This is a genomic window from Bradyrhizobium sp. USDA 3262, from assembly GCF_054060035.1.
In genome coordinates this window covers 8,988,799-9,013,471 of sequence record NZ_JBSSCT010000001.1, presented here as the reverse complement: position 1 = coordinate 9,013,471, position 24,673 = coordinate 8,988,799, and the positions used below count along the sequence as shown (strand labels likewise).

The window sequence follows — 24,673 nt, the reverse complement described above, 5'->3', positions numbered from 1 at the left end:
GTTGTCATAAACGATCACGCGTCAGAATGTTTGTCGGGGGGGGGGACGGGCACGTTGGTTTGTGCCGTGAACAATGTAGCGACGTCAGGCGCGAGCGTCAGGTATGCATCATAAGCTGCTTGAGTGGCTGGCACGACTGCCGTGGTCAGTGATGCAGGTAGGACGCCATTGTTCGCAGCGATCGAGGAAGACCGAAATTTCTTCTCAGCCTCTCGCAACTCGCCGATCATCTTGTTGAGGTCAGCCATTGAGGTCGGCGTAACTAGTTTTCCGCCGATATAGACGACGTGGCTGAGCCCAAGAATGCCCAGCAAAGTCTGTGGGATCTCAAAAGAGGAGAGCTGTGTGACCCCGCCAATTATGAGAGCACCACCTGCCGCCAGGCTGAAAATAAAGCTTTGATAGCGATAAACGTCAAATTCACCGTCGGTCGAAAACAGGTCGCGCCAATGTGCATCATTGGTCGTAGGATTGACGTTCGATGGAAGCCACCGCTTCCTGAGCAGCCAGGCACGATTCTCTGGCGTGATGGTTGTCCTGGAGAGGTCGGCCCCTTTAGCTACGGTCGATCCGACGCCAGCGATGCCAAGCAACAGCAGTACGGTGCTTGAAACGTCCGTGAGCAATCCGGTTTTGATCAAGAAATATGTTATCAACCCAAACACAACAAGCGAAAACATCAGAATCTGCAGCGTTCCCAAGCTGGCCTTACCATCCATGCCGGATGTGATGCGAATTGGAGTCAAATAAGCTATCCAGCGCTCTGGGCGCGTCGGCCGAAAGGCAAACGCTGCAATGAGGTACGCGGTGAAAACACTGCGACCAGCCAAGATCGAACTATAGAGAGACGGACTGACTCTGACGTTGGCTTCGGACACTTTGAACGGCGATCCATCCCGGCAGGTAAAAATATAGAAATCGGCTTGCGACCAAGGTGCATTCAACACATCGGGGATTCGGACGGTGCGGATGGTGCGATCTTTTCGCATTAGACCATTTTTGACGATTGGATCGCTATCGGATGCTTGACGCGCCACGAGAGACCCGAAGAAATACTCTGTTTCAGAAAATACTTCGTCTAGTCCTACGTCAACGGTCTGACCGGTAGGAAGCAAGAAAGTATCGAAAATGAGCCGGCCGCCAATTTGGCGCCTTTTGTTTACGAGTTCGGATCAGGCGTCCTCTTTTGTGATGCAGAGATCGCGAGGATCGTATCGCTTCTTCGGGGGAGCCGCCGCCTTCGAATCGTTGTTCCCGGGCGGCAATGCTTGCTTGGAGACTGGTTGTTCTGTGGGACTGCTCGCTGGCGCCTCCTGAGCGTGCCCCTCCAAACCAAACGAAAGTGTCCGTCGTCAGATAATTTGAGACTGATCAGGCTTTTCGCGAAGAGAGGCTCTGGCTCATCAGGGGTTAGAATTTAGGCTGCTTGCAATTGATGCTGCCAGCGGCGGTTTGCGATGGTGTTGCGCTTGATGCGTTTTCGCTCGGCGAGCATCGCCTCAGCCCTGCCGAAGTAGACATCGGCAGGAGTGAGGTTGTCGATGCTCTCATGATAGCGGACGTGATTGTAGTGTTCGACGGAGGCCCGTATCTGCCGTTCGAGGTCGCCGGGCAGGTAGTAGTTGTTGAGCAGAATGCGGTTCTTCAAGGTCTGGTGCCAGCGCTCGATCTTTCCCTGGGTTTGGGGATGATACGGAGCGCCGCGCACATGTTGCATGCCCTTCTGTTCGAGCCAGCTGGCCAGATCGTCTGCCACGTAACTCGAGCCATTGTCGCTTTGAAGCCTCGGCCGGAGTGCGACGGTGCCGCGGTCGAGACCAGAGGCCACGATTGCCTGGTCGAGCGTGGCCGTGACGTCGGCGGCAGCCATGGTGGGACCAAGCCGCCAGGCGACGATGTACCGCGAGAAGTCATCGAGCACGGTCGAGAGATAGTACCACCCTCATCCGGCGATCTTGAGGTAGGTGAAGTCGGTCTGCCAGAGCTGATTGACGGCGGTCGTCTTGTCCTTGAACTCGTTCGCCGCCTTGATCACCACATAGGCCGGGCTGGTGATGAGGTCATGCGCCTTGAGCAAGCGATAGACCGACGCTTCGGAGACAAAATACTTCCGTTCGTCGGTGAACCGCACGGCCAGCTCACGCGGCGACAGCTCCGGAATCTGCAGCGCCAGGTCGATGATCTGACCTCGCACATCGTCCGGGATGCGATTCCAGACCCGTTCTGGCCGAGATCGATGATCGGCCAGCGCGGCGATGCCGCCCTCGTGGTAACGCTCATACCAGCGATAGAATGTGGCGCGTGGGATCCCAAGCTTGTCCAGCGTGCGCTTGGCCGGAAGATGCGATTGTTCGACCAGCTGGATGATCTCGGCCTTCTCGGACGCAGGATATATCATGCCTCGTCCTCCCCATCTCCGCTCATGCTTTTTTTGAGCAACCGGTTCTCCAGGGTGAGGTCGGCCACGACTTCCTTCAGCGCTGCCGTCTCACGACGCAGATCCTTCACCTCGCCAGAGGTCGCCGCACGCGCCGTGTCGCCCGCCAGGCGACGCTTGCCGGCTTCGAGGAACTCCTTGGACCAGCCATAGTACATTGAGGCGGCAATGCCCTCGCGCCGGCAGAGCTCGGAGATATTCTCCTCGCCCCGCAGTCCTTCCAGCACGATACGGATCTTCTCTTCCGCCGAATATTGCCGGCGTGTCTGGCGCCGAATGTCCTTTAGCACTTGTTCTGCCGGCGCTTTGCCCGGTCCGGATTTCTGCTTCATCTTCGCTCCTGGTGGCTACGATGAACCAGAAATCCTCCCTCCGCAAAATCCTTCAATTTGTCTCATAGGCGCTGACGGCGAACACCTTGATCCGATGTAGGCCTTTGACCGCAACTTCATCCATTTCGTCGGTAATTGTATGATTGCCGTCTCCGGCAAGCCTATCAACACAGGTTCGCACCAGGAAGTGCGTTCCAACCTCATCGGCTAGGCAAAACAGCTCATAGATGTCGCTCTCGCGATCACCAATATGAACGCATCGTCCAGGGGCTGCGAGAAGGTCGGTCGATTGCCGTAAATTCTCCAGCCAGCGGATACTCTCCTTCTGCTCGATCGGAACCCGTGTCGGATTGATCTTTCGCTTCAGCGCCGTCGTTCCCTTGAACTTCTTGCGTGTCCAGAACTTGATTGCCGCCAGTCCGAACGGAAGCCCCTCGGTCGTCACGGCGAGGCTCGAATGCATCAGGATGTCGCACCGCGTGCGCCCTGCCGTCTTGCCCGTAAAGCCAATCAGATCCGGCTTCTCGCGCTTAAAGCTGAATTCCGTCGTGTCATGAAGGACGAGGATCGGTCCATCCGCCGCCGTTGCGCGCCCGCGCGTCGCTTCGAAATGACCGCAAAGAATATCCGCCTCGTTGACCCGTTCGTTGGAGAGGAAGCGAGGCGGCCTTCGTGTTGGCCCAGTCCTGACAAACCAGCGGGATGCTTTGACCCATGTCGCTCCCGATTTGTGCAAGCAGTTTGCCGAACCGGCGGCCTAGCCGCTCATCCTTAAACTCGCATCCCGCAGCTTCCCGATCAACCCACGTCTCGATACCAGTCGTAGATCGCTGAGCACGCGCTTTCGCATGCTCCTTTAATACCAAACCCATCGAGCACCCTCAAATTTCGAATCAGGTGCTCGACAACGAATCACAACAGATTCCAACGATTCAAGATTTTGTCCCGGACTAGTCGTCTATATCAGGCGGCAAATGTGGGTAATTGAAAGCAAGCTGAGGCCGTCAGGCGGCGTGGGCATAAGTGCGTCGATTTTCGCTGCTCGGCCAGCCGTTGGCGATGCGCTGAAGTGTTAAGCGGGGCCAAGCAAATGGATCGACGTTGTTCATTTTCGCTGTCTGCAGCAGCGTTGCGATGGTTGCCCAGGTTCGTCCGCCGGCGTCGCTGCCCGCGAAGAGGCTATTCTTTCTCGTAATTGTTTGTGGCCTGATGGCGCGCTCGACAATGTTGGAGTCGAGCTCAATCGCGGCCGTCGGCGAGGAAGCGTTCGAAGATGGCACGGCGCGAGGCGGCATAGCGGATCGCCTCAGCCAGTTTTGATCTGCCGGAGATCCGCCGCAAAGTCTGCTGCCAGAGGTCGAATAGATCTGCGACGACCGCCGCGGAGGCTTGCTGACGCGTGGCAACGCGAGCGTCGGGGCTTTGACCGCGCACGGTCTTCTCGATCTGCCAGAGCCTTGCCATCCGCTCGACAGTCGTCGTTGCCACTTTCGAGCTCCCTGCAACATGTAGCTCGTAGAACTTGCGACCGCAGCAGATTGCTCGAGTTTTTCGCCAAGTTGCCAAGGTGTGTGGTTGCAATGGAGGCCTGCGCCAGCGCTCACTATTGGGGACGGGAGATCGGTAAATTGGGGCAGGAGGTCCGGCTGATCCATCCCTCCTACGTGAAGCCCTTCGTTAAGCGTCAGAAGAACGATGCAGCGGACGCGGAAGCGATCGCCGAAGCCGCGTTCGACCAACGATGCGTTTTGTCGGCGTCAAGAGCGCCGAGAAGCAAGCCTCTTCCATGGCATTCAAGGTTCGTGATCTCTTGGTTCGACAGCGTACACAGGCGATTAACGCTTTGCGCGGATTGGAGAGCGAGCTCAAATCATTTAATCGGCTAGTCTAGCTAGGGGATCCGGCTCAACTAACCCAAACCCGCAGTGCCGCTTGGTCGTCGGCGACTTTCGCAAAGCCAGCATTTGCAAACATCTTCGGAGTGCCGGTCCAGGCAAAGGCTCCGGGGAGTTGACTGCCAGCCGAGGTTGCGACGGGGTATCCCTCGACAACCGCGGCGCCGGAAGCTTTCGCGAACTTGCGTGCTGCGACGAGTAGACGCGTGGCAAGGCCACGATTTCGGTGCCTTGAGGGAATGTAGAAACACACGACGGACCAAGTCTTTGCCGGTCGTGCGTGTCTGATCGCGCGAACGGTAGCAAGCCGGGGAAAGTCCTCATACGGTCCAAGACAAGCCCAGCCGATTGGCGTTCCCTCTTCGACGGCGAGCAGTCCGTGGACCTTTCCACTCCGCACCAGCCTTTGAAAATGCGTGCGCGCCTTCTCTCCGCGCATGTCGTCCCAGGTTCGTCCGCCACGTTCGACACGCCAATACATGCACCAGCATCCGCCACAGGCCCCCTTATCGCCAAACAGCGACGAAATCGCCGGCCAGTCCTTGTCGGTCAGCGGCCGGATCACGAGCTTCTTGAAACGCGATCCGGCTCGCGCTGTTTTTCCGGCCATGGTGACAACCGCCTTTTTTGCCTTTGCCATGAACGCCGTCCCTCAAATGAGTTTGCTAAGCATAGCCGAGTTTTCTCAGCCGGGCCATGATCACGGCCTGGTCGTGATCGATGTTGGTGGCTTCCGCAATGCGCGGGTTCTTGCCTTCCACGAAGAACACCTCGAACACCTTCTCATGGATCACGGGTCCGTGGCCAAAATATCCGCCTTCTCCGAACAGCTCGCCGTGGTCGGCCGTGATGATGAACCAGGTGTTCGGCGGCGCCTTCTCGATCAGGTCGGCGACGACGCCGTCGAGATATTCGATGCAGGCGACCTGCTTTTGCCAGAGCGGCCGCAGCGATTCCGTATCGAAGCGGATGGCGTCGCCGGATGACGGCCGCGCCGCGTCGCCCGCATTGTTCAGAAAATCATCGAGATCGCGCCAGACGCCATGAACGCCGGGAATTCGCGGCAGGTCGTTCGGTCCCTCGTGCGGAAGCGCATAGGGATAGTGGGTTTCTCCGGCATTGACGAAGATGAATTGCGGCTCGCGCGAGAAGCGAAGCCGCGCCACGATCGCGGCAAGGTCGTTGTGCGTCGGCATCAACTCGAAATGATCGAAATGTTGCGCGATCGGCGTGTGCGGATTGAGCACGGGGAGCGAGACATAGGCCTCTGCTCGATAACCGATCGAGCGCAGGAATGCGGGCAATGAGAGGGACGGCGCAAAATCCGCAAAGGAAATCCGGTGGGCTTCGTCGCCGATGCGGCGTTGCCACAGCGCGAGGTCGCGCCGGTGCACGTCGGCAGCGAGCATACGCGGCTCATTGGCATGGGGCGGCAAACCCATCATGAAGGCATAATGGCTCGGCGCGGTCCAGCTCGCATAGGAGAAGCGCCGCTCGGTCGGACCGATGCTGTCGATCGCAGGCGTGCGCGCCGCCATGAATGCGTCGTACCGCGCGCTGTCGAACACGAGCCAGACGATGTTGTTCAGCATGGTGATGCTCCGGCACTTGTTGAACGGGGCTGCTGCTTCGGGTAGCACTCGCTGATGAAGCTCGACAGGCGCCGTTCCCGCCGTTCCGCGGAGCGCAGCGCGTGATCGACGAGCGTGGCGTATTCGGAACGATCGAACGCCAGCGATTTGATCAGGACGTCACGCGCGCTGGCGAGCTCGGCGAGTTGCCGCGACCAACCCCGGATCTCGGCCGTGAGCAGGGGGTCCTCGAGGAAATCGCCCGCAAGATCGAGGAAGGCGCGGAGATAGGCGCGCAAGCCGATTTCGGCGCGCAGCTGCAGCGCGGCGGCGCGCCGAGCAGTGCGCGAGATCGCGATCGGCCGCGACAGCGCTTCGACCGCAGCGTAGCGGAAAGCAGCGATTCTGGCCGGCGTGTCGATACCGATTGCATCCGCGGCGAGCCCGCACAACGCCAGCACGATGCCGTCCCGGTCGCGAATGAGAGGGGCGGCCACGCGGGCGAGGGTCCACCAGCGTTGCCGCAAGGTGACGCCCGCATAGAGCGGCTCGCGTTCGATATTCTCCGGCACGAGCGAGCTCCGTGCGCGATCGAGATCGGCAAGCTCGACGGGGCCGGCATAGTCCGGCATCCAGGTATCGATGATCTCGGCAAGGCCGAGATCGATCGAAACACGATCGACGACCAGCGTTCGAGCGCTGTGCACCCGCTGCCAGGCCGGCCGGTAAGGCAGGTAATAGCTGTCAACCGCAACGACGATCGGCTGACCGAGCTCGACGCGGTCGTAGGCGTTACCGCCGCCATGCTCCGAATAGTCGAGCTGAATCCCGGAAAAGCCCAGGATCTGTTGCGCGTAGAAATCCCAGCCGCACGGCAGGTCGAACTCGGTCGCCGTGGCGGCGGGATCGACATTGCCGAAGCCCCAGACGCAGCCAAGGCACGGGGCACTGGGCCGGTCCGTGATCGCATCCAGGATGACATTCAAGTTCCGAAGCACGCTCGGGACCAGGATTTTGCCGGGTGTGATGTCAGGCATGCAGGGAGGCTCCGGCCAGCAGGCTGATGGCGACGACGTGTGCTAGTGGATTGGCGTGGAGCGTCACGGAACGGGGGCGGACGGCCGAGCTGAACGGCGCCGTCACTGCAAACAGGCACGGGCGCAGATGATTCAGCTCGTAGTCGGGATAGTGCAGATGCGTTGCCCGCCAGCTTTGCGGCGTCGGCCTCGCGTTCTCTGGAACGAGCCAGTTTGGCAGGATCACCTGCGTGAGGTGCTCGGCCCCGAAATTATCGGAGAGGCGGAGCTTCAGTTCTTGATCGCCGAGTTCGCCGAAGCCAAGCACGGCGACCGCGCGGACGGTGGTCATCACCTCGACCTCGACGGTCTGCTCGAGCGCTTCGATATGATCCGGAGCGCCGTGCAGCTTTTTCGGCAGGCGGAACATGGTTCCTCCGAACAGGAAATTCTGGCCAAAGGGAATCTCTTCCGCCGGAAAGCTGTTGCGCCAGGCGTTGACGAAACCGGCGCGGCGGTCGGAATCGAACGTCGCCGCGTGGGCGTTCAGATGAGCCTCGAGGTCGAGACAAGGCGATTTCATGCGAGCACCTTGATCGCCAGGGACGTAGGCTGGACGAGCAGGTGCGGAGCCGTTCCGTAGCACTCGCCTTCGATGGGGTCGCAGATGCAGGCGGGCCAGGGGCGGCCCACCGCAACGGCGTCGCTTCGCAGAATTCCCGAGGTGTCGATGACAACGGCGAGCCGCTCCTCTCCCCAGCATGATCGGCCCTGCTCCGTCAGATACCAGGTCGCAAGCCAGGACGAACGCGACAGCGTGGGTTCGACCTCCGCCGACAATGTGTCGAGCACGACGACGGCGCCGCACGGATCCGGCGCGATGGTGTCGCATTGGATGGCGAGGTTGCGCTGCCGCATGTTGTAGAGCGCGTTTACCGGCCGTTGCCAGACTTCGCTGCGTTGTAGCAGCATGAATGCGATGTCGTCGCCCTCGTCGCGGTGGGTGATTCCAGCGCCAACGCGGCATGGCGTGGACTCCGCGCGATGCTGCGGAGGATAGGGCGAGTGCCCGGTATCGTGGATCAGCAATCGGTCGTCGAACGGCCATGATGCGTCGTCGATGGTGCCCGGAATGCCGTCGAGAATGAAGTCCACCAGTGCGAGCGTTGCCGACGGACCGAGCAGCAACGCGCAGGGCTGCGCAACATCGGCCCATTTGATCGCTTCGGCAGATGAGGGCAACCGCGGCGACTGCAGGCCGTCGAGGATATTGCCGTTGGCATGGACGACCGAATAGGGGAGGACGTTGCCGAGATCGACGACGCGGCCCATCTCGGAGACGAGCTGGCTGCGGCGGCCGAGTGGCAGGCGAGCCGAATGACGCTGCCATTCGCGGCGTGCCAGCTCGCTGAGCTCTGCGGCGCCATGGTCGCACCCGCCGACCACCGCATCTCCGCGATCGACCGTCACGCGGTGCGCGAATTGGTGGACGGTGTGCCCGTCGCGGCAACGTGCAAACAAGATGGTACGGTCGGAGTTCATGACGTGATCCTCAGCCGCGATAGCTGCATGGCCGGCGCGAGCGTGCCGACGTCATAGAGGATCTGACCGTGCTTCCCGCACAGCGCGTTGGGATTGAGCTCGATGCGGTCGGCGCGACCAAGGCATCTTGTCAGCACATCGATCCGATCGGTCACGCGGCCGCCGCTGACGTAGCGCCCGGTGCGCCGGCCGGACTCGATGTGCTCGGCGAGCACTATGCGCGCCTCGATATCGAGACCCCGCGAGAAGCCGTGCGAGAGGTGGTGGATCAGCAGGCCGTTGCCAAGCGCGTCCAGCAGCTCGTCCTCTGATCGCGTGCCGGCCGGCACGACCAGATTGGAGAGGCGCGGGATTGGCCGTTGGCTGAGCTGCGCCGCACGCGCGTTGGCTGTGGAGAGTGTCTCGGCGGTCCTGGCCGAGCTGCAGCCATGGAGCTGCTGCACGAGAACGCCGCCGGCAACAATCTGCGTTGGTCCGACCGCGACGGTGCCTTCGTCGTCGACGTCGTAGCGCGCGGCGGCATCGAGCGTCGGATCGTCAAACACGTCGAAATCCTCGGTTGCAAGACGCAATCCGAGGCGATGCCGCAGGTCGATCGTAGCGCTCGCCGCCGCCTCAGAAAAATGGCCGATGGCCTCATGGGCGACGACGGCCGCCGGCTGTGCCGCCAGCAGCACTGGGATGTCGCCCGCATCGGTCGGTGCGGCCGTTCCGGCGCAACGCGAGAGCCATTCGATCCGCTCGCGCTTCAGACCCGCCGCCATGCCGGCAAGGCCGTCGCCATACCCGCTCCAGCCCAACGACATCGTGCGGCCGTCGGCGAGGGTGATCCGGCCGGTCAGGGCGTGCACGTCGATCGTCCTCGACTGCCAGCCCTCCTCGCCGTCGGTCATTTTCCGCTGCGCGATCAATCGGCTGTAGCGCAACGCGACCGGCGCCGGGATCGCCGCGGAGAACGCCAGCAGCGCCGCGGTGGCTTCGTCGGTATCCATCGCGGCCGGTGAGGATGCCGGGGGCATCCGCCAGTCGACCGGCCCCGGCGACGTCCGGCTGCTGACCGTCCCGCAAGGAAGCTCCTCGCGGCAGGCATCGAACGACACAGTTCGCGCCCTCGGCTGTCCATGCGTCGTGAAGTCGATCGTCAGCAGCACGCCGCTCTCGCTGCTCCTGCGACGGATATGCTTCGGAGGAAATGACCGCATGGCAGCTGTCCAAGGCCATTAGCCTGTCGCGCGAAGCTTGGGAATGCCCATGCGGGCCAGCGAGACCTCGCTTACGACGGTGCTCCACAGGCTGTGACGTGCCGTGAGCGCGGCGATCGCAGCCCGCGTCGCCTCGCCCCATTTCTCGTCGTCGGAGCCACAGAGCTCGGCGAGCATTTCGACCGCCATGGGCGCGTGGTGATCCTCATCTAAGCCGATATGACGATCGAGATAGGTGATGAAGGTCTTGAGGCGGTCGCCATGCTGCTTCTGCAGGCTTCCGACCAGGGTGCGGAACATGTCGGGGATCGGCTCCTCGCGGCCGAAGGTGAAGGCGGACGCGATGACGTGGGTCTTTCCGGACGCAATGAGTTCGAATGTCTTGTCGACAAACGCGCGCGCGCCGACCGGTGCGCCGCACGAGGAGATTGCCTCGCCGACCGGCATTCCGCGGGCGACGGCTCCGATCATGGTGTCGATCGGACGCGTATCGGCGCCGATCTCGGTCATCGCCCTGTGATAGAGCTCATAGTGGCTGACGGGAACGCCTTCGACCTCGTCGGTCTCCTCCTCGAGAACGATCTCGTTGATCAACCGCCGCAGCCTTGGCGTGCCGACCGGCACCCAGGGGACCTCGACGCACGTCAATGCCTTCTGCAGCGACTTCAGCAGCGACATGAAGTCCCAGACGGCGAAGACGTGATGCTCCATAAAGATGCGGATGTCGTCGACGCTCTCCAGGTTTCGATAGATGCTGTGCTCGGCAATTTGCTTGCGCGATGTGTCGAGACGACGCAAGAGGTGGTACATTCCCATGGCTGACATTGAGTTCACCTCTCATTGAGCTGCATTTGCAAAGGCGTCCACAAGCGGCCGGCGCTCGTCGGGGGCGTGAAGGAAGAGTTCCTCGGGGTCCTCCTTGCCCAGAAAGCGCGTGCGCATCGAGCGGCAGTAGGCGCCGGCGTTGTGGAAGGCGATCAGATCGCCGACCTTTGGGTTAGGCAACGCGGCGCCGCGCGCGAGGAAGTCGCGCGAATAGGTCGAATTGCCGGTGACCCAGACCGGCAAGGCGGCCGGCAGCCGATGCCGACCGTCGACGATCTCGCAAGGGTGGCGGGCCTTTTCCGGATGCAGCAGCATGCGTGGAAACTGCACGACGCTCGCCGCGACACCCGCCAGGATGCGATCGGCGCGCGGCTTGACGTCGATCACCCGGGCAAAGAACCATCCGATCGGCGCGCTGAGCCAGCGTCCGGGCTCCACGATCAGGGTCACGGGCCGCCGCAGTCTCTCCTCCAGTCGCGCAATGATGGCGGCGGCCCCTCTGCCGTAAGCCGCGAGATCGAATGCGGGCGAGTCGAAATCGTCTGCAATGCCGAAGCCGCCGCCGCCGTCGACATATTCGAGATCGGGGAGCAGGACCGCGATTGACGCCAGCCGATCGAGCCCGTCCAGCAACGTCCGCGGATCCAGGATGTCGGTGCCGAAGTAGCAGTGGACGCCGGTGATGCGCAGGTTGCGCGTCGAGCGCTGCACAGCGTCGACCTCGTCGGCGAGCAACCCGAACCGGTAGGACGCCTCGAGCGCTAGCGAGGGGCCTTCGATCGCGCTGCCGGCATTGACGCGGATTCCGACCGGCGTGTTTGTCGGTGCGATGGCGTCGAGGCTCGCCACCTGGCCCGCCGAATCGAGCACGAGGTGGACGCCGACGTTCAGGCACATCCGCATCTCGCTGCCCGACATGTTGCTCGCAGCGTAGATGATCTGCTTGGCCGCAACTCCGCTGCTGAGGGCAAGGCGGAGGTGCAGCGGCGAATTGACGAACACGCCGTGCCCAGTTTCGGCGATGGTCGCGAGCACGTTCGTGTGATCGTTGGCCATGGTCGCGAAGTGAATGTGCTTCCGCTTCAGCGGCAGCGCGTCCTCGATCTGGCTCAGCCGGGATCGCAATATGTCGAGGTCGTAGACATAGCCGGCGGTGTCGATTTGACGTGCGGCCGACAAGACATGCGGCGGAATTATCATTTCCGGAATTCCCTCAGCAGGTTGGAGGATGTGAGCGCCTGGACGGTCGCCAGGCCGCGGTCGAAGGCATCGCTGTGCGGTGATGCGGAATCGTTAAGCGCGATCCGCACCAGCTCTTCGCGCGACCTCGGCGTGCGGGCGCGTTCGAGCACGCGCCGAGCGGCGTCGGAAACGACATGGGTATTGACGGTTCCGGCAGGCTCGCGCGCGAAAACGACCCATTGCGGCAGCTCGATGTCGTTGGCCGCCGGCGGCTTGCCGCCGACCAATCGGCCGATATCAGTCGCGAACGGAACGATCAGGAACGGCCGGCCTTGGCCCAACATGCCGGGCGGCAGACCTTCCGCATCCGGCGGCACGTCCGGCGGCAGGGCGGCGGCAGCGAGCTTGGCGGCCTCGTAGCGGACCAGATTGCGCAAGGGCTCATCTTCGATGCCGAGCAGCGCGAGCTCCGCCGAGATGAAGTCGATTAGGTCGCCCGCGTCGCCGTGGTGACTGGCCCGCCACCGTCTTTCGCCGTTTCGCGTTCCGATCCACGACGTCCAGTGCCGGAACAGCGTGGCCGGCTCGTCATAATAGGGCAGCAGCCGCGGCCAAATCCGTTTCAGCAGTACCATGTGCGACGAAATTTCCTCCGCCGCCGAGATGTAGTCGGGTACCACATTTGGCGTAGCGAAGCGGTAGTGGCTCGCAAACAGGCTGCGGTCGCCCATGCTCAACTCGTCGGCTTCTTCCCTCACGGTCGGCTGCAGCGGCAGGTCGAGATAGTCGGCGCGGCGGTCGATGCCGGCTTTGGCGCTCTCGAACATCGGCGCACCCGGAAACGGGCACAGCGTGAAGATGTGGGCGCGGAAGCCGCCGACCTCCAGAAAGTCGAAGAAGCGCGCGATCGTGTCGGAGAATGTCTTTTGCGTTTCCTGGGGATAGCCGACGATGAAGCCGGTCACCGGGCGGATGCCGCAGGCGGCGGTCGCGCGAACGATCTCGCGCGACCAGTTGAGGTCGAGCCCCTTGCAGATCGTGTGCTGCATCTCCTGCGAGCCGGTTTCGATGCCGTAGTAGATTTCGACACAGCCGGCCTCGGCCATGTGTTCGAGCAGCTCGGGATCGATGACATCCGTGCGGGTCGAGCATGTCCAGGTGACCCCGAGCTTGGCCGCTTTCATCGCTTCGCAGAATTTGTGGGTCCATTTATTGTCACAGGTGAAGATGTCGTGCGAATAATTGAAATGGCGCCGTCCCCAGCGGTCGCGCAGCAGCCTCATCTCGTCGAGAATCCGCGGGATCGACTTCATCCGATAGCGACGTTCCCAGAACGGTGCGGTGGCGCAGAACGCGCATTTGAAGGGGCAGCCGCGGCCGACGTCGAGATACAGCGCCGCGTGCGCGGTCTGGTCGTAAGCGTCGAAATCCGGGATCGGCAGTCGGTCGAGATCTTCCATCACCTTGCGGTCGGCGGCGTGACGAATGGTGGCACCGTCGCGCCAGGTCAGGCCCTGGATATCGTCGCGGGTGCGGCCGGCTTCGAGCGCGGCGAGAAATTCCGGAAACGTCTCCTCGCCTTCGTTGCGCACGACGAAGTCGAGTGCATCGTAGCGCTCGAGCAGCCGCCGCGCGGTAGGCGTGACGGCGGGGCCGCCAAGGCCGACGATCGAGCGGGGCGCGCGGGCCTTGACCCGCTTCGCGATCGCGACGGTGTGGTGCAGCGAGTCGGCGTCGGTCATCAACCCGACCACGTCGGTGCCGCGATGCAGTATGGTCTGCGCGATGTTGTCGTAGAAGTCATCGTCATTGGGAATGGCGCCGGCGTTGATCAGGGTGTTCAGCTCGTTCACATTGACGCGCCAGTTCGCATTCTCGGCGTCGCACGCCGCCTTCAGCGACAGCAATCCGACCGGCACGAAGGCCTGCATGGTCAACCGGCTGCCCGGGGTCGCATCGAACGATCTGGCACCGTGATCGAGATGGAGGCTGGTTGCGAGCGATACCTGCATGCAATCGATCTCCCGTCAGGCTTCGGCTGTGATGGTGGCGTTGGAGCGTGGCGCCTTGGTCTGATGACGTGTCACGGGAACGGCGGGCTCGGCATGGATCCGCGCCTTGAACAGCTCCTCGCGGCGCAGGATGCTCGCCTTCTGGAAATCCGTCGTGCCGCAGCCGTCGAGCCGGCCGCGTAGGACGCTGGAGCTGCCCGGACAGCGGCCGGTGCAGAAGTAGCGCCGCTCGCTGATCGCACACCCGTTGCAGGTATCGGCAAAGCTGTCCCAGGTGATGCTGCGGATGTCCCAGTGCCCGTCCCAAATCTCGGCAAAGGAATCCCAGCGGGCGTTGCCGGCGCACAGCACCTTGTTGCCCGAGCAGGTGCTGCAGGGGTAAACGTCACCGTTGGAATTGACGTAGCAGAGACCGCGGCCGCTCATGCAGCGCCGGGTCGCGTACACCATCGTCAGCAGGAAGTTGAAGACCTTGCCCGCGCAAAGGCCGATCTTCGGATCGCGCACGCGCTCCCATTCCTCCTCGGCGATCCAGAACCGCGCGGCTCTCTCGACGTCGTCGACGTCGTTGACGAGATGGCGGTTGAGCGAGCCGCGTCCCATCGCGACAAAGGGAACACTGCGCAGGCTGATGTCGTTGGCCACGGCCCAATCGATGATCGCCTGCAGCTGGTCGATGTTCTGGCTCGACGTCGTCGTCATGATGCTGGTGTTGAATCCGGCCTCCTGCATCAGGAGCAGCTTGCGCGTGACATAGTCGAAGTCGGTGGCGCCGGAGCGCCCGCCCTGGCCATGCAGATGATCGATGCTGACGCTGATGATGACGTCGTCGCGAGGAATCTTGGCCAGCAGCCGTTCGGTGATGGGCATCCCGTTGGTGGCGATGCCAACGGTGAATCCCAGGCGGTGGGCGTGATGCAGGATGACCACGAAGTCCGGATGCATGGTCGGCTCGCCGCCCGTGAGAATCACGGAGAAGACGCCCATCGCCGCCCATTCATCGAGCAGGCCGAGAATGCGCTCGGTCGACAGCTCACCGGCGCGCGCCACGCCGCCCTCGACGAAGCAATGCGGACAACGCAAGTTGCAGGCCCGGGTCAGCTCGAGCCAGGCCATCAGCGGCGCGCGAAAGTGGAAATCAGTCGGCACTTCGAGCTGAGGAATGAGATGGGAGATGCAGGCATCGTAGTCGGCGCCGGCCTGCAGCAGCGGAACTGCATCGTCGCCGAAGATGCCGACATGGCCGTCGGGAAAGGCCGCAAGGTAGCCGAAGGCCTCGCGCCTCCAGCGCACCAGCGGGCGGGCGCGGGTAGGGATGCGGTTGCGGCAGGCGGCGTTCAATGGCGTGAGGGTTTGCAACATCAGGCGGCCCTTTCGGCCAGCGACGCGGCGATCCGGTCGGCCAGCGAGGTGGCGTCGAGGCCCGTCACCGCCAGCAGCCATTGCGGATCTCCCGCCGGCAGGAAATCGTCCGGCAACGTGAAGCATGCTACGTTGATGCCGTGGCCGGCGAGCGCGGTGGTGACCGCCTGTGCGCCGCCGCCGACCATGCTGTGGTTCTCGACGATGACGGTGCGCCGGCTGCGCCGGGCGCTGGCGAGCACGGCCTCGATCGCGAGCGGCTTGACCCGGACCACGTGAAACAGGTCGGCCTGAATTCCTTCATCGGCCAGGATACGGACCGCCGTGAGCGCCTCTTCGAGCAGATTGCCGATGACGACGACGGTGACCGCGGTGGGATCGCCGCCGGCATGAACCAGATGCGTGCCCTCGCCACCCCTGCGTTCGCCGTTCCCGGGCCGCATGCCATTGCGCCGCAATCGCACATAGGAGGGACCGTCCTCAGCCATCGCTTCGCGCATCGCCTCCTGCAAGTCGTCGCCGTCGGCCGGCTCGTAGACCGTGAAGCCCGGCAGGGCCGTGAAGGTTGCGAGGTCGTCGCTGGCGAAGTGCGACGGACCGTTGCGGCCGTCGAATATGCCGCAGCTGCCGCCGACCAGCAGCACGCGAAGCCGCGGCAACGCGATGGAAACCGCGATCTGGTCATGCGCGCGTCGGGCAAGGAAGTTGGCGAAGGAGTGGACGATCGGCCTGAATCCACGTCGCGCGAGGCCCGACGCATAGCCGACGGCATTGGCCTCGGCGATGCCCAGATTCACGTAGCGTTCGGGGAATGCCGCCTGGAACAGGCTGGTCTGCATCGAGGTCGCCAGCCCAGCGTCGACGACGATCGCGTTGGCATGCTGGTTGCCGAGGTCGCGCAATGCGCGGGCATAAAGCGGCGCGTCATCCGTCACGATTTGTCTCCCCAATCAGCATTTGCTCGACGAGGCGAAGCTCGGCGCCGTCGAGCGGCGGCGGGTAGTGGCATTCGGTCGCGTTCTCCAGGAAGGGAACGCCGCGTCCCTTGACGGTTCGCGCGACGATCAGCTTCGGCGTGTCGGGGGCGACGTCGCGGATCGCGGCGAACAGGCCGAGCATCGCGCGGGAATCGTGACCATCGACGTCGTGGACCTGCCAGCCCAGCGCGCCCCAGGCGCCCTGGACGTCGCGGACCGGCATGATGTCGCTCATCGCGCCGTCCTGTTGCAGGCCGTTGGCATCGATGATGACCATGAGATTGCCGAGCTTCAAATGCGGGGCGGCGATCGCGGCTTCCCAGAGCTGCCCCTCGTTGAGCTCGCCGTCGCCGGTGATCACCACCGTCCATTCGCCGGCGCGGCCGGCCAGTCGGCTGCCGTGGGCGAGCCCGAGCCCGATCGACAGGCCTTGTCCGAGCGATCCCGTGCAGACTGACGCTTCGGGCAATACCGTTTCGTTCGGATGCGGCTCGAGGGCGCTGCCATTCTGTCCGAATGTCGCCAGATCGGCCTGTGGAATGGTGCCGGCCTGCGCCAGCGCGCAGTAGAGGCCGAGGGCGGCGTGTCCCTTCGAGAGAACCAGCCGGTCGCCCTGCTGCGTGGTCGGGCTCGCGAACTGTCCGGTGGCGAACAGCGCGCTCAGGATCTCGACGAGGGACAATGAGCTGCCGAGATGGCCGTGACCGGCGGCGGCGTGGGTGCGCAGGATTGCGATGCGCAGATGCGTGGCGCGGAGATCGAGATTGCGGTCGTCGTCGAATGTGCGCGGGCGTTCGGTCATGGTCAAAACATCCGGGCCGCGGTGGACCACGGCGCGCTCGCCGGCAGGCTTGCTGCGAAGCGCTCGAATATCCGCATGCTTGAAGCAAACTTCTCGAAGGCTGCCACATAAGCGTCGATCACCTCCGGATTGGCGAGGACCGCCTGCGAGGGCATGCCGACCACGAGGGAATCGCGAATCGCCTGCAGCGCGCCGGGGAATTGCTCGATGCTGTAGTCGATGTCCTCCCGCCCGTGGCAGCGCCAGGGGCACCCGCGGCCGTAGCCGACGCGCTGCCGGATGAGATCATGGCCCGCCAGCGGTTGGTTCTGAAACTCGACCAGAAACAGTCCCTCGGCATGAAATGCTCGCTTCAGCGCCTCGTGCGCCTGATCGATGCTGATCGAGAGCCCCGCTGCGGCCGGATCGAACTTGAAGCGGTACATGTGGTAGCAATGCTGCCGGTCTTGCGGAACGAACGGAGGCGTAAAGCCGCGGATCGCCGAAAGCGTGGAATCGAGGCGGGCCGCGCCCTGCTGCCTGAGCTCTGTATATCTCTCCAGATGAAACAGCTGGCGGCTCACCATCACGGCCGACAGCAGATTGATGCGGTAGTTCCATCCCATGGTGGCGCCGATCAGCCCGTAGCTTCCGTCAACCTTGACCACTTCGCTGAACGCCTTGACGGCCGCTGCCCGATTGCGGATCTCACGTTTATTGGTGACGAGAACGCCGGCCTCTCCGGCCGAGGGCAGGTTCTTGCCGGCCATCAGGCTGGCGGCGCCGACGTCGGCGAGGCCGCCGACCGGCCGATCGCGATAGGTCGCGCCGACGGCTTGCGAAAAGTCCTCGATCACGGGGATGCCGTGGCGGCGGCCGACCTCGCAAATCGCCTCGATGTCACAGGGCAGGCCGTGCAGATGAACGGCCATGATCGCACGCGAGCGCGGCGTGATCGCCTTCTCGACGCTGTCGGCCGTGACGTTGTAGGTGACGGGATCGACATCGGCGAAGACCGGGATCGCCTGGTGATGCAGCACGGCGGCGGCGCACGCGATATAGGCCAGCGCCGGGACGATGACCTCGTCGCCGGATTGCAGTCCGAGTCCGGCAACGGCGCAGTGCAACGCGGCGGTGCCGCTGTTGACCGCCAGCGCGTAACGGGTGCCGGCCATCATCGCCATCTCAGCTTCAAATTCGTGCACCCGCGCGGTCGATGCCATCTCGGTGAAGAGGCCGCTTTCCAGCTGACGAATGACGGCGTCGAGATCGCTGCGATCGAGCCGCGGCCAGCGCGACATCATCATGTGTCCCTTGCGGACGATGGGATCGCCGCCGTCAATGGCGAGGCGGGGCCGGCTCGCGATCGTCGGTGCTTTGACCATGGACACGGTTCAGACCTCCAGCGGCTGCGACGGAGCGGCAGGAACGGGCGGCGGATCGGCAAGGACCGACTCGATCGTGACGCCGTCGATGTCGGGTGGTGGCGCGATGCCGAGAACCGCCAGGATGGTGGGCGCGACGTCGACGATCGGACGCGGGCGCGACGGCCGCCCGTCGGCTGCAAAGGCGGGGCCGGCCGCGAACATCAGCGACTGCAAGCGCGGATCGAGCGGCCAGAAATGATCATGTCCGCTGGTGAATTCGGCCCAGGGCGTGGTGATCTCGAACATCGGGCCCGGATCGTTGCGGGCCTGATAGCCGCTGCGCAGGCAAAACACGATGTCGCCCATGCCGCGGCCGTGCGCGCCGAGATAGGCAAAATGCTCGCGTGGCGCGGCGACGTGCACGACGCGTTCGCCGTTACGCGGATCGGAAATGCCGAGCAATCCCGCGCAGAGCTCGTCGATCAGCACAGCGGCGCGGCCCGGATCGACGATACCGGTGGGTTCTCGCCCCGCGAGATTGAGGTACACGCTGTTGCCGAGAGTGCAGGCGAGGGTCCGCGTCCAGTCGATCGCCGTCGGATCGTCATCGCGGAAGGCAAGGTATCCGGTTCCGGCGAGCCAGTGGTTGAACCTGACCGTGGTGTGATGCAGGTCCTGGCCATGATCGCCCATCACGATGATGTTGGCATCATCCCCGGCCGCATCGATCACACTTGCGACGAGCCGGTCGGTCATGGCGTAGAAATGCCGCAACAGCGCATCCGCTTGGTCGGCACGATCGGGCTCGAAGCGCGGATGGCGGGAATCAATCGCGCCGTGCAGGACGTGATGCGCCCAATCGACAATATGCGTGTGCACCATGAACAGATCCCACGGCTCGTCGCGGAGAACCGATTGGGAGATCCGGCACAGCCAATCGGTGTTCAACTGGCAGCGATCGACATGCGTGGCGACGTCGATCGCGCCCGAGAACAGCAGGGACGGGTCGGTCTGTTCTTCGATCGGTCCGGCGGCACGACGGTGCTTTTGCCAGAGCGAGTCGGGGAGCGAGTGGCCGCTAAGCTCGTGGACGGGGGTGTTGAACAGTTGCACGGAAACCGGATCCGTCTCCAACGCCAGCGCCTTGAAGCGCAGCGCGCAGCGGCGCACCTTGCCGCGGCGATCGGCGGCGGGAATTTCGACGGGATCGCTCCATTCACCGCGCAACAGCGTCGTGAGCAGACTGCCCCAATCGGGATCGTTCGCGATCGAGACGGCCGGTCCGTCCTCGCTTGTGGACAGTGCCAGCGCGAACCGGATCGGTGCATGACCCCAGGTGCTAGAAAGCGACAGACAGCCGAGCCAGACCGGGCTTAGTCCGGCGGGCGGCTGACCGGCCCATTGTTCGACCGCGGAGATCAATGCGTTCTCGCCATCGGGCCATCGGCTGACACCCGAGGCTGCCGCCTCATGAAGGCATGTCAGCCCGCCCCATCCTGCGGCGCCGTCAACGCGCAGCGTTGCGGCCGAAGGATAAGATAACGGGAATTTGACGACGTAGCTCGAGAGGCCGTTGAGACAGGCCGTCTGCCAGATTGGTTCGGCGGTCATCAGGTCGGCATAGACACCACTGATGCGGTCGTCGAGCCGACGTCCGGGTCGATGCAGCAGAAAACCCTCGATTCCGTTCTTGGCAGGATAGCATCCTGTGCTCATCGCAGCCCATGCGACCGGCGTGGTGGCTGGCAGGGTCGAGACGAGAGGTACGCGAACGCCACGCGCGGCCAGCGACGCGAGAGCCGGCATCACCCCGTCACCGAGAAAGTGCTGCAGCGTCGAAGGCGAGAACCCGTCGATGCCAACAATCGCAATCCTGGATCGAGCGTGGCGTTTCATCAGGCGCTCCTCGTGAACTCTGTTTCCTCGAACTATTTAGGCGTGCCGACGGCGGCGGCGGCGGTGGCCACCCGTTCTTCCAGGAGGGTGACGGCTTCTGGCGCGCGTCCTTGGACGGATACACCTACCGAAGCGAGCGGCGAGGTGTGCAGATGTGCGATCTTGAGCCCGGCAGGGTCGTTCACCACGACCAGCGTGGCGCGCAGGTTCGCGGTGCCTCCACCGACTGAAACGCGGTTGTGGTACGATACGAGGGCCGCGTCGCCAATCACCCGAATCTCGGGCGAGAGAACCTGCGAGCGGCGCTGCTGGCCGAGGAATTGCTCCTCAAACCCGCGGCGGAACTCCTCGACACCGTCGATGCGGGTCGGCGACGAAACCGAGAAGAACGAAGCACTCGGGTCGAAAGCGTCGAAGAAAGCCTTGTCGCCAGCCTCGTAGGACGCGACCCACTTCTTCAGGAAGTCGCTGACGTCCTGTTCTTTCAGAGCCATGGGAAATCTCCGTTGTTAATCAAGGTCAGGGGCGGACCGTGCAGGCTGACGCCGCGGGATTGCGGCGGAGCTTGTGGTCCTCGCACCACGATAGCGTGGGGGGGGCTCGGCATGGTCACGCGTCGATCTCACCAGTGTTTCGGCGCAAGCGCGCGCCTTGCGAGCTGGCGGCGAAGCAGCACCGGCTGGCAGAGTCAGGATCAAACAGCCGTTGAGGGGGGGCGATGATCGGAGGGAGCGTCCGGCGGTAGCTCCTCGAGCAATTCGGCGCAGGCGACCAGCAACCTGGAAACGGTCGTTCGGAGCTTCCTTACGCGGTCCGCTTCGATATCGGGGGCGGCGCAGACAGCAATCGGTTGCGTTCGCGGTCCGGTCCGGCGCCGTCCCGTACGGAGCGAAGCAAGCATGCATTCGGCATCGGCGCTCAAGGGAACCCCGAGGTCGTCCCTCAGCACGCGGCGGCAAAGATCGAGCTGTGTTGCAGCGAGCCCGGTCTTCCCGGTCGTCAGATACGCTTTCGCGAGCGCGAGGTGGACCGACTCGTCATAGGGGTCGATCTGTAGGAAGCGGTTTGCGTAGGTGGTGACCTTGTCCGGCTTCCCGGCCTTGTCGAGATACAGGATCAGCAATTGCAGCATATCAAGATTGCATTGCCGCACATGGGCGCGCGCCTGGCACAGCCATTCGCTATCCATGTCCTCGAGCAGATCGCCGCGATAGAGATTGACGGCCTTTTCGATCGCCGCGCCGTCGCTGTCGCGGAATTTTTCGACGTGGGCCGGGATTGCCTTGAAGATCGCCTCGAACTCCGCCAAATCGATGTAGGTGCTGGCGTCGGCGTCGATCCGAATATCGCCATTCTCCTCGATGTGAACGATCTCGCACCCCTGTGCGTTCCGCGGCGACGCGCTATTGACGCGCCAAAGAATCGTGCTGAGACGCCGCCGATGCATCTTGTCGTAGTCGGCCGACCAGAGCAGATCGACGATCTCTTCCCGCCTTACGCTTCGGCCGTAACGCAACGCGAGTAAAGCCAGCAACGTTTTGGAATGCGGTGCAAGTCGGCGACCGAAAGATCGGCCGTTGCAGAAAACCTGTAAGCTCCCGAACACTCGTATGTTGCAGAACACAGGAGCACCCACTCAAGAGAGATTGCACACCAATTTCTGGTCTGAAGACCAGAAAACCCGTCCCCGATTCAAGTGTGCCGGTTAGAAATCGGCTCGGCTTGCCGCAGATACTCGCTCGTCTTCAAGCAGCGTCTTGAGAAATTCACTCGAGGCAGAAATATGCATGACGCCCAATCGCGACGTCCCGCTCCGCAACTCGTACCCGCCAAACCTGCGCGTCGAGAGAATGCCTGCGCCCGGAGCGACCAGATCGGGCTTCGGATAGGGCGGCGGTCCTGGCAGAGCCTCACTGCATGAGGATTCGGCGACAACATGCTGCTCGTTGATGGAGCCGACGCCCAGCACGTCCGCATAGTTCGCCGGCGAGAAGCTGTTCCCCTCGAAATCGTTGCCGATCGAGATGATCGGCCAAACATTGGCAGCGCGAAGGCGTTCGACAACGGCTTGAAACACCGGGTTGAATGGTTCGACACCGGCCGACAGCGACAGCAGCCGGACGCCTTTTCCCATTAGCCATTCCAGTCCGCCGAGCATCCGCAGCAGCGACTGATCTCCAGTGATCTGCCCGCTGAACAATACCGCCTCCAGCGCGATACCGACCGACGTGCCGTCGATCGGGCGGGCACACCGAATGCCGGCGGTATGCGTGCCATGGCCGTGATCATCCGATGCGGCGACCTCCTCATTCGCGGTGCCTGTTCCGTCGATGGCAACGAACTGACGTAGCGCCGAGCGGAGCGCGGGGTGTTTCCCGTCGATCCCGCTATCGAGGTGTCCGATGGTAATCCCCTTATCGGTAAACCCCTTCGCCCAGAGCTCCGGAATGCGCAGGAACTCAAGACTCCAGGGGCGCCGCGCCGTCGCGTCCTCCAGCAACTGTACGTCGTACACCATTCTCGGCGCTGCGGCATGCACGACGTCGTCGACTTCGGGATCCTTGCGCAGTTTGCGGAGCCCGTTGTCGTCGACATCGCCCACGATCAGCCCGAGCCTGGGAAAGTGCTTCGGACCAACCGCGGCGAGCGCGGAAGACCGGGGAGTAGCGGTTTCGAAATCACCCCGATCGTGAGCCTTATTGAAGGTGTGGCGGGTGATCGCCAATGTCGAAAAGCCACCCAGGTCGAGCTTCGAATGGATAAAGAGCGATTCTACCTGGTCGATCGCGGACGAATGGTCGTCAGTCGAAAGCAACGAGTCTCCGCCGTCGGGTCGCGGCGGCGCCTGGCTCAGAACCGCAATGACTGTTGCATGTGCTTCTAATGTCATGCTTGCGATCAAGGTCGACATTATGTTCGGATGTCCGGCAAAAATAGCAGCAAACGGCTAAATAATCAACTTAAGATTGTTTGCGGCTGGCGGTAAATTTTAGCGCTGCCCTCCTGACTAATCCTATCTTGTCCCCAATCAGGCGGCTCCAACACGTGCATCACCTGCAGTTCTTGTAGTTGATCAGCGACCAATCAAACCTGTAAGGAAAAAAGACTGATTTGTCGTCGAGAGACGTGAAGTCAAAAATGCAAGAAGTGCGTTAGCTCGACCGGCTACAACGTTCTGGCGGATTTCTTGGGCGCGGCTCCGTGCGGATCTGTTGTGAGGAGTTGTGATGCGTCACGTGTATCGACTGCAAATCGTAGCCTTAAGCGTTACACCGCTAATAGTCGTCGCTCAATGGTCTGCTGGCGCACAAGCTCAACAGGTCCAGTCCGAGCCGATTGCGGTTCAGGACCGGCTACCCTTGGGCCCTCTGACCCGTTTGATTGGCGTATGGACCGGCACTGGCATCGACACGGTGCCGGACAGCAAGGGCGGATCGACCCGTACCCGGCGGGCGAGCGGGAGCGCTCACCCAGATGGCGCGCCCGCGCAGCCCTCGCCGACCTGAACAGGAGCTTATCTTGTAACGCAAGAACAGAAGGCGATTTTGGGCCAAGGTCGGAGTGCTGGAACTCGCCAGGCAATTCGGCAATGTCAGCCAATCCTGCAAGATGATGGGATATAGTCGCGACAGCGTCTACGGGTTCAAGGAGTTGTATGACAAAGGTGGCGAGTTGGCGCTGCAGGCGATCAGCCGCAAGAAGCCAGTTCTCAAGAAGCGCGTCGCGCCTGAGATCGAAGCGGGGTGGTCGCGCTGGCGATCGAGCAACCGGCCTGGCGCTAGGTGCAGAAACGAGGTCGAGGTAGTAATCTTGGCCGCAGACCTCACGGTGATACTGGCTCCCGACAAAGGCGGGTCACAAGCAGCGAAGCGCCGGACCAAGCGCTTCGCCGGGCTGTCGCGCTGGGGCGGCGAAGCTCTGGCCTACGCGGCAAGTCCGGCGATCAGGCGAGCTGCGCGAACTCAGTCACGCCAAAGGCGCTTTCGCACAGTATCGCGGTTGTTACGCGCTGTGGGCGAGTACGTCCCGGGCATCTAACGAACTCTGACAATGCTGGCATTGCCCAGCAAGTCGGGCGAGAATTCAGTCGCTGGCAGCCGCTCGGCTTTGATACGTGCGCAGCTCTTGCCGAATGCCCCTTAGACCGCCAGTCTATATCAACGGATGTCGCGACCTTCCAAACGCGCTGTCGCATCTCCGACAATATCGAAATTGCGTCGATGCGTGTGAATCGGCGTGGGGTCCGGACGCCGGTCGGCGTCCCAAGTGCTTGATT

The 24,673-nt window shown here is 62.8% G+C and carries 20 protein-coding genes and 4 pseudogenes; 2 read left to right on the top strand and 22 right to left on the bottom strand.

The features are described from left to right. Positions 1-14: 14 nt before the first annotated feature. The 5 genes and pseudogenes from ACVWYP_RS42815 to ACVWYP_RS42795 all read right to left on the bottom strand — a co-directional run. Complete coding sequence (locus ACVWYP_RS42815; RefSeq protein ID WP_179077669.1) at positions 15-1,115, bottom strand: hypothetical protein; 1,101 nt, start codon at positions 1,113-1,115, stop codon at positions 15-17. A 302-nt stretch (positions 1,116-1,417) separates the two neighbouring features. Further along, a pseudogene (locus tag ACVWYP_RS42810) lies at positions 1,418-2,769 on the bottom strand (IS3 family transposase). 52 nt (positions 2,770-2,821) lie between these two features. Continuing rightward, on the bottom strand, positions 2,822-3,232 hold the full coding sequence (locus ACVWYP_RS42805) for a hypothetical protein (protein ID WP_259245184.1): 411 nt from the start codon (positions 3,230-3,232) through the stop codon (positions 2,822-2,824). 88 nt (positions 3,233-3,320) lie between these two features. After that, the gene (locus ACVWYP_RS42800; protein WP_259245185.1) at positions 3,321-3,641 is read right to left on the bottom strand and encodes an IS4/Tn5 family transposase DNA-binding protein; all 321 of its coding nucleotides are present in this window, start codon (positions 3,639-3,641) and stop codon (positions 3,321-3,323) included. An 86-nt stretch (positions 3,642-3,727) separates the two neighbouring features. Next, positions 3,728-4,296, bottom strand: a pseudogene (locus ACVWYP_RS42795) (IS66 family transposase); the annotation flags it as partial. Between the two features lie 11 nt (positions 4,297-4,307). Here ACVWYP_RS42795 and ACVWYP_RS42790 point away from each other — a divergent pair. Continuing rightward, positions 4,308-4,621, top strand: a pseudogene (locus ACVWYP_RS42790) (IS110 family transposase); the annotation flags it as partial. A gap of 53 nt (positions 4,622-4,674) precedes the next feature. On the opposite strand, the gene ACVWYP_RS42785 reads toward ACVWYP_RS42790, so the two are convergent. From ACVWYP_RS42785 to ACVWYP_RS42705, 17 genes are all read right to left on the bottom strand, one after another. Further along, positions 4,675-5,304 (bottom strand): GNAT family N-acetyltransferase, encoded by a 630-nt coding sequence (locus ACVWYP_RS42785; RefSeq protein ID WP_172646729.1) that lies wholly within the window; start codon positions 5,302-5,304, stop codon positions 4,675-4,677. Between the two features lie 25 nt (positions 5,305-5,329). After that, the gene (locus ACVWYP_RS42780; protein WP_179077631.1) at positions 5,330-6,256 is read right to left on the bottom strand and encodes a sulfatase-like hydrolase/transferase; all 927 of its coding nucleotides are present in this window, start codon (positions 6,254-6,256) and stop codon (positions 5,330-5,332) included. Beyond that, positions 6,250-7,272 (bottom strand): cysteine peptidase family C39 domain-containing protein, encoded by a 1,023-nt coding sequence (locus tag ACVWYP_RS42775; RefSeq protein WP_028344151.1) that lies wholly within the window; start codon positions 7,270-7,272, stop codon positions 6,250-6,252. Before ACVWYP_RS42775 ends, ACVWYP_RS42780 begins: the two co-directional genes overlap by 7 nt. Continuing rightward, positions 7,265-7,834 (bottom strand): hypothetical protein, encoded by a 570-nt coding sequence (locus ACVWYP_RS42770; RefSeq protein ID WP_028344152.1) that lies wholly within the window; start codon positions 7,832-7,834, stop codon positions 7,265-7,267. Before ACVWYP_RS42770 ends, ACVWYP_RS42775 begins: the two co-directional genes overlap by 8 nt. Further along, complete coding sequence (locus ACVWYP_RS42765) at positions 7,831-8,793, bottom strand: hypothetical protein (RefSeq protein ID WP_028344153.1); 963 nt, start codon at positions 8,791-8,793, stop codon at positions 7,831-7,833. The genes ACVWYP_RS42770 and ACVWYP_RS42765 overlap by 4 nt, the downstream gene beginning before the upstream one ends. Further along, positions 8,790-9,995 (bottom strand): metallopeptidase TldD-related protein, encoded by a 1,206-nt coding sequence (locus tag ACVWYP_RS42760; RefSeq protein ID WP_179077632.1) that lies wholly within the window; start codon positions 9,993-9,995, stop codon positions 8,790-8,792. The genes ACVWYP_RS42765 and ACVWYP_RS42760 overlap by 4 nt, the downstream gene beginning before the upstream one ends. Before the next feature lie 18 nt (positions 9,996-10,013). Continuing rightward, positions 10,014-10,820, bottom strand: coding sequence for a DUF3050 domain-containing protein (locus ACVWYP_RS42755; RefSeq protein ID WP_028344155.1), 807 nt, complete (start codon positions 10,818-10,820; stop codon positions 10,014-10,016). Between the two features lie 12 nt (positions 10,821-10,832). Then, positions 10,833-12,020: a diaminopimelate decarboxylase family protein gene (locus ACVWYP_RS42750; protein WP_028344156.1), complete on the bottom strand. Its 1,188-nt coding sequence runs from the start codon at positions 12,018-12,020 to the stop codon at positions 10,833-10,835. Beyond that, a complete protein-coding gene (locus tag ACVWYP_RS42745; protein WP_028344157.1) occupies positions 12,017-14,014 on the bottom strand; it encodes a B12-binding domain-containing radical SAM protein in 1,998 nt (665 codons plus the stop codon). The genes ACVWYP_RS42750 and ACVWYP_RS42745 overlap by 4 nt, the downstream gene beginning before the upstream one ends. 15 nt (positions 14,015-14,029) lie before the next feature. Beyond that, positions 14,030-15,376, bottom strand: coding sequence for a radical SAM/SPASM domain-containing protein (locus ACVWYP_RS42740; protein WP_028344158.1), 1,347 nt, complete (start codon positions 15,374-15,376; stop codon positions 14,030-14,032). Then, complete coding sequence (locus ACVWYP_RS42735) at positions 15,376-16,311, bottom strand: transketolase family protein (RefSeq protein WP_051448133.1); 936 nt, start codon at positions 16,309-16,311, stop codon at positions 15,376-15,378. The genes ACVWYP_RS42740 and ACVWYP_RS42735 overlap by 1 nt, the downstream gene beginning before the upstream one ends. Next, positions 16,301-17,155 (bottom strand): transketolase, encoded by an 855-nt coding sequence (locus ACVWYP_RS42730; protein WP_051448134.1) that lies wholly within the window; start codon positions 17,153-17,155, stop codon positions 16,301-16,303. The genes ACVWYP_RS42735 and ACVWYP_RS42730 overlap by 11 nt, the downstream gene beginning before the upstream one ends. A gap of 2 nt (positions 17,156-17,157) precedes the next feature. Next, positions 17,158-18,519, bottom strand: coding sequence for a DegT/DnrJ/EryC1/StrS family aminotransferase (locus tag ACVWYP_RS42725; protein WP_051448135.1), 1,362 nt, complete (start codon positions 18,517-18,519; stop codon positions 17,158-17,160). A gap of 9 nt (positions 18,520-18,528) precedes the next feature. Beyond that, the gene (locus tag ACVWYP_RS42720; RefSeq protein WP_028344159.1) at positions 18,529-20,397 is read right to left on the bottom strand and encodes an alkaline phosphatase family protein; all 1,869 of its coding nucleotides are present in this window, start codon (positions 20,395-20,397) and stop codon (positions 18,529-18,531) included. A 32-nt stretch (positions 20,398-20,429) separates the two neighbouring features. Then, positions 20,430-20,891, bottom strand: a complete 462-nt coding sequence (locus ACVWYP_RS42715; protein WP_172646730.1) for a nuclear transport factor 2 family protein — start codon at positions 20,889-20,891, stop codon at positions 20,430-20,432. Between the two features lie 200 nt (positions 20,892-21,091). Continuing rightward, positions 21,092-22,003, bottom strand: coding sequence for an AfsR/SARP family transcriptional regulator (locus tag ACVWYP_RS42710; protein WP_172646731.1), 912 nt, complete (start codon positions 22,001-22,003; stop codon positions 21,092-21,094). A gap of 99 nt (positions 22,004-22,102) precedes the next feature. Continuing rightward, positions 22,103-23,308, bottom strand: a complete 1,206-nt coding sequence (locus ACVWYP_RS42705; RefSeq protein WP_051448136.1) for a S8 family peptidase — start codon at positions 23,306-23,308, stop codon at positions 22,103-22,105. 631 nt (positions 23,309-23,939) lie between these two features. On the opposite strand from ACVWYP_RS42705, the pseudogene ACVWYP_RS42700 reads away from it, so the two are divergent. Further along, positions 23,940-24,173 (top strand): annotated as a pseudogene (locus ACVWYP_RS42700) (helix-turn-helix domain-containing protein); the annotation flags it as partial. Positions 24,174-24,673 lie beyond the last annotated feature (500 nt).